Annotated in this window: 4 protein-coding genes; all 4 read right to left on the bottom strand. The window is 57.4% G+C overall.

Features of this window, described 5'->3' with window-relative positions:
- Nucleotides 1-687 (bottom strand): dTDP-4-dehydrorhamnose reductase family protein (locus R6V78_RS00570; RefSeq protein WP_410287368.1); only part of this gene is annotated, 687 nt, incomplete at its 3' end.
- On the bottom strand, nt 684-1,913 hold the full coding sequence (locus tag R6V78_RS00565) for a glycosyltransferase family 4 protein (protein WP_410287367.1): 1,230 nt from the start codon (nt 1,911-1,913) through the stop codon (nt 684-686). The genes R6V78_RS00565 and R6V78_RS00570, both read right to left, overlap by 4 nt.
- A gap of 7 nt (nt 1,914-1,920) precedes the next feature.
- The gene (locus R6V78_RS00560) at nt 1,921-3,054 is read right to left on the bottom strand and encodes a glycosyltransferase family 4 protein (protein ID WP_410287366.1); all 1,134 of its coding nucleotides are present in this window, start codon (nt 3,052-3,054) and stop codon (nt 1,921-1,923) included.
- A partial coding sequence (gene asnB, locus R6V78_RS00555; protein ID WP_410287365.1) for an asparagine synthase (glutamine-hydrolyzing) occupies nt 3,051-4,873 on the bottom strand: 1,823 nt, incomplete at its 5' end. The genes asnB and R6V78_RS00560, both read right to left, overlap by 4 nt.

Here is a 4,873-nt window from a genome sequence, read left to right as displayed (position 1 = left end):
GTACTTGGCTATCGGTGCCCCGGCCACGTGATAAAGGCCCGACAGCTCAGGCCGCGGCAACACGACATCGCGCACCACCCGGGCGAGCTCAACGGTGGGCAGCCCCGAAAAAACCGCCCGCGTATATCCCTTGATCCGACCTTGTTGGGCGAGAAACCAGCCCAGCAGTCCATGGGTGCCTGCCAATTCATGACCGATCATGGAGGTCCGCAGGGTAATGGTATGCGGATAGATCACTTCCCCTAAAAGTTTGGATTGGCCGTAGAGGTCGGAGGCATCCGAAGGATCGGTTTCGCGATAGTTCCCCTTTTTTCCTGAAAAGACGCAATCGGTGCTCACGTGCACCAACCGGGCTCCGGCCAGTTGGCACAATCCGGCCAGCCGATGGGGCAGGAGGGCATTGACGGGAATTGTCTTGAGCGGATCTTGGGCAGCGGCCAGTTGTTTGATCAAACCGACGCAGTTAATCACCGTATCCGGTCGGGTATGGACGAAAGCCTGCACCAAGGTATCGTGATGTTCGACATCAACCCCGGTCAACAATCGCGCGCCCATCTCGGCGGGGAAAAAACGTTTGGCGCCATCCGAGCGCAAGGTTCCGTACACCTGCCAGGCGGAATTTGCCCCCAACCGTCTGAACATGGTATGGCCGAGCATCCCGCCGGCGCCCAACACCAGTATTCTCATCCCAAAGCCTTCCGCCGTGGGCCGACAGAGCGCAAATGTTCGATCAGCCGCTGGACCAGCATGTCGTGTGCAAAATATTGCCGGTAGTAGGATCGACCGCGTGCCCCCATGATCTCCCGCTCCTGCGGCGACATTTGATAAAGATCCACGATTGCCCTGGCCAAGGCCGGGCCATTTTCCGCCGATACCGACAACCCCGCCCCGGCCGCATCCACCAGTTTCGCCCCTTCGCCGTTGAGGCACGCCAGGATGGGGCGGCCGGCCGCAAGATACGCCTGCAGTTTGCTGGGGACGGTGGCGCTGAAGATTTCCCGATCGGCCAGGGTCACCAGCAGGGCCGAGGCTTTTTGCATCAATCCGGGCATGGTCTCAACCGGAAAACTTCCGGGCAGATACAGGTTGTCGATTTTGTGCGCCCGGACTTGCCTTAACATCCATTGCCGGCGGCTTCCCTCTCCCAGGACGACAAGGTGGATGTCCGGGTATTTCTTTAACCGCAAGGCAGCCTCCACGATCGTCTCCACCGCCTGAGCACTGCCGATGTTACCGGCGAACAGGACTGAAAACCCCTGATCCAGTCCCGTAATCGCGGGCAATTCGCCCTTGGGCGGAAGGGCAAAAACCTCATCCACGGAGTTGGGATGATACACGATGGGCGTCCCTTGGACCAAGGCACGAACCGGTTTTTCAAAGGCTCGCGACTGTACCAGCAGCAGATCGGATCGTCGGTAAATGAAAGCCACCACAGTCCTGACCATTGCAAGCAGCGCGCGACTGGTCACATATCCGGTGGCCGAAAGGCTTTCCGGCCATAAATCCTGAATCCATAACACCAAAGGGCAACCCTTGCGCCTCGCCACAAAAAGTGCCGGAATGGTTTGCAGAATCGGTGAGGGGGCATATACCAGGACCGCATCGAATCGTTGCTTGCGAAGCATCACCGGTGCAAACAGCAGACCGGACAAGACAAAAGAGGCATAGTTGAGCGCAAGGCGCCAGCCGCCGCTGCCGCGGGCCACCAGTGGAATGCGATGAATCGGGACGCCGCCATGGGTTTCCCGATTGCAACCCCGGGCACGGTATCCGGAAAATATCTCTCCCGAAGGATAATTCGGTTTTCCGGTGAGCACTTCGACCTCGATTCCCTTTTGCACCAACGATGTGACCACATCGTTGATCTGGAAACTTTCCGGCCAGAAGTACTGGCTGAGGATCAAAACACGCACGTTGATTTCAGTCCTTTTGGGGCGACAGCGCTTTTATCGCGTCCCAGGTGCCCATGGCGGCAGTTTCCCAGTCAAAGCGCATGGAATGCACCCTGGCTTTTTCCGACAGCATCGCCATGGTTTTGGCATCGTCGATAAGCGCAACAAGCTTGCCTGCCAGTTCATCCGGCGATGAAGGATCGAAATAGATCACCGCATCACCGCCAAACTCCGGCATCGGAGGGCGGTTGGAAGACAGAATCGGACGGCCTGCCGCCAGAGCTTCCAACAGGATGTTGGGGCAGTTTTCCGATTGAGAGGCAAAAATGTTGATCTTGGCATGCTGATAGAGCGCCGGCATCTGTTCATGGGCAACCGTGCCGACCATCACCACGTCCTTTTCCAGGCCGAATCTGGCGATTTCTTGGCGCACCTTTTGGCCGTAAGGCGCGGTTTCGTGCCCGACTAAAAGCAATTTTTCCCGGGCGGGGCGGATCTGCCTCAATCGGGCATAGGCTCGCACAACCTCTACCTGGGCCTTGTAGAAATCGATAGTGGAAACGTACAGCAGGTATTCTTCCGGAAGCCATTCGGGGCGCGGTGTTGTGCCCTTACCGGGTGTGCTGAAACGCGGGTTGACGCCGTGGGGAATGACCGCCGTTTTTTTCAGCGTCGTTTTAGCAATTTTTTCAATGACCTTACGCGCATGCTCGGAAATGAAAATCACCAGGTCGGCCTGGATCATGCTTTGCAACATCAGCCGGTTGAGCATCCAGTTGCGCAACCGCTGGTATCCGAGCGGATATTTTTGCCGCTGCACAGGATCGAAGGGGATCATGTTGCGAAACATCGTTGCCGTCTTGCACCTTCGCGGTGCCCGGGTGCCCACCACACCTCCCGGACAGAACAGTACATCGGCGCCAAGTTTCCTGAGAACCGACGGGAAAACCACTTTCTCCCAAACAGCGCGTGACAGAGGGTTTTCGGTTGGCCAGCGGGTAAACAGCCGGGTAACGGACCCGTCGGTCGGAACCGCCAAGGTCTCGGGGGCATAGATATAGATCTGCATATCCTGCCGGTCTGGCAGATACCGGAGAAGATTGATCAGATAGGTCTGCCCCCCTCCCATCCGGGCAGACCAGGCGTTGATGACGACTTTCATGACTGGTTTCGATAAAATTGCAACAGGATCAAAATCGTCCACAAAATCGTGTGCGCGTCGCGGGAGCCGGCCTGATGGTCACGCCACAAACGCATCACCGCAGGCGGGTGCAACCCCAGCTCGTCCATCGCCTGATGGTCGACGAGCAGCCGTTCGCCCCACGACCGCAGTTCGCCGCGAAGCCAACGGGCCATAGGTACCCCGAAACCCATCTTGGGTCGGTCGAGGATGGCTTGGGGGACATGGCGATAGGCCAGCTTGCGCAACAGGTACTTATTGACCCCACCGCGCAGTTTCCATCTCAAGGGCAACTTGGCCGCCCACTCCATGATGGTGTGATCCAGAAGGGGTTCTCGCGATTCAAGGGAAAAGGCCATGCTGCCGACATCCACTTTCTGAAGATAGTCGTCAGGCAGGGTAAAGGCGATATCCAGACGCATCCCCAGTTCTGCCGGTGTCAGAAAAGTCGGCATTTGATCCGCCCGCTCTTTGAACAAAGAGGCCATTGACCTTGTGCTTGAACGTAATTCTTCAGACAGGACTGACCCGAAATCCTTGATGACGCTTCGAATGAAGGCAAAGGTCTCGACCGGCCCGGCCTTGCGCATGGCGCTAGCCAAAAGACGAAGTCGATGATCGGGAAACTTTCCGGTCAGTCTCGACATGTTCTGTCGCAAGGCATCTGGAAAGCGCTGAAAAATACCCAGCGCTTGAACGATTCGATAGTAGTGATAGCCGCCAAAGGCTTCGTCGCCACCGTCGCCGGAAAGGCTGACTTTGACATATTTTCGCGCCAGTCGGGACACCGCCATAACGGGAAAGGCCGAGTAGTCGAAAAACGGCTCGTCGTATTCGGCCAGATACTGCGGCATCAAATCCAGCAGATCGTCGGGTTTCAATTTTTCGCAGACATGTTCCGTGCCCAGGTATCCGGCGACGGCCCGGGCGTGTCTGCTTTCATCGAAAGCTGCATCGTCGAAGCCGATGGTAAAAGTTTTCACCGGCGCTCCGGCGTGCCGCTGCATGTAGTAGGCCACCAGAGAGCTGTCGATGCCCCCGGACAAGAAGGCGCCGACCGGCACACTGCTGACCATTCGCAGTCGGATGGACCTGTCGAGGATCTGGTCCAGTTCATCGATCAGATCCTGTTCGTCGGCCTTCTCCAGGCGTTCGTCGATTTGGACGGCATCAAGAGACCAGTAGTGACATTTTTGAATGCCATTGGAACGGATCAGCATGTAATGACCCGGTTCCAGTTTTCGAATCTCCCGGTGGCAGGAAAACGGTGCCGGAATGTAACCGGCTTCAAGGTAATAGCGCAGGGCCTGGGGGTCGAATTCGCGCGACAATCCCGGAAGCAGTTTGAACAGTGCCCGCGGCCGCGAGGCAAAGGCAAAAACCCCGTCTCCGGAATGGTAATAGAAGGGTTTGACGCCCGCACGGTCCCTCGCCACGAAAAGGGTTTTTTCCAGACGGTCCCAGATGGCGACGGCGAACATGCCATGAAACTTCTGCAGGCAATCAGGGCCCCACTTAAGATAGGACGCCAGAATCACTTCGGTATCAGACTCGCTTTGCCATGGATAGTCCGATCCGATCTTGGCTTTAATCCCCTCGAAGTTGTAGATCTCTCCGTTAAAGACGATGACCAGCCGGCCATCAGCCGTCTGCATCGGTTGGGCGGCCTTTTTGCTCAGATCGATGACGGCCAATCTCAGGTGGCCCAGCAGCGCCCCTTCATCCTGCCAGGTCCCCCTGCCGTCCGGCCCTCTTGACCCGATGCTATCCAACGCGCGATGCACATCGCCTACCACCGGCC

The sequence above is a fragment of the Desulfosarcina sp. genome (assembly GCF_046496365.1).
Lineage (GTDB): Bacteria > Desulfobacterota > Desulfobacteria > Desulfobacterales > Desulfosarcinaceae > Desulfosarcina.
Note: the sequence above shows the minus strand (reverse complement) of the source record. Positions and strands in the feature narration are given on the sequence as shown.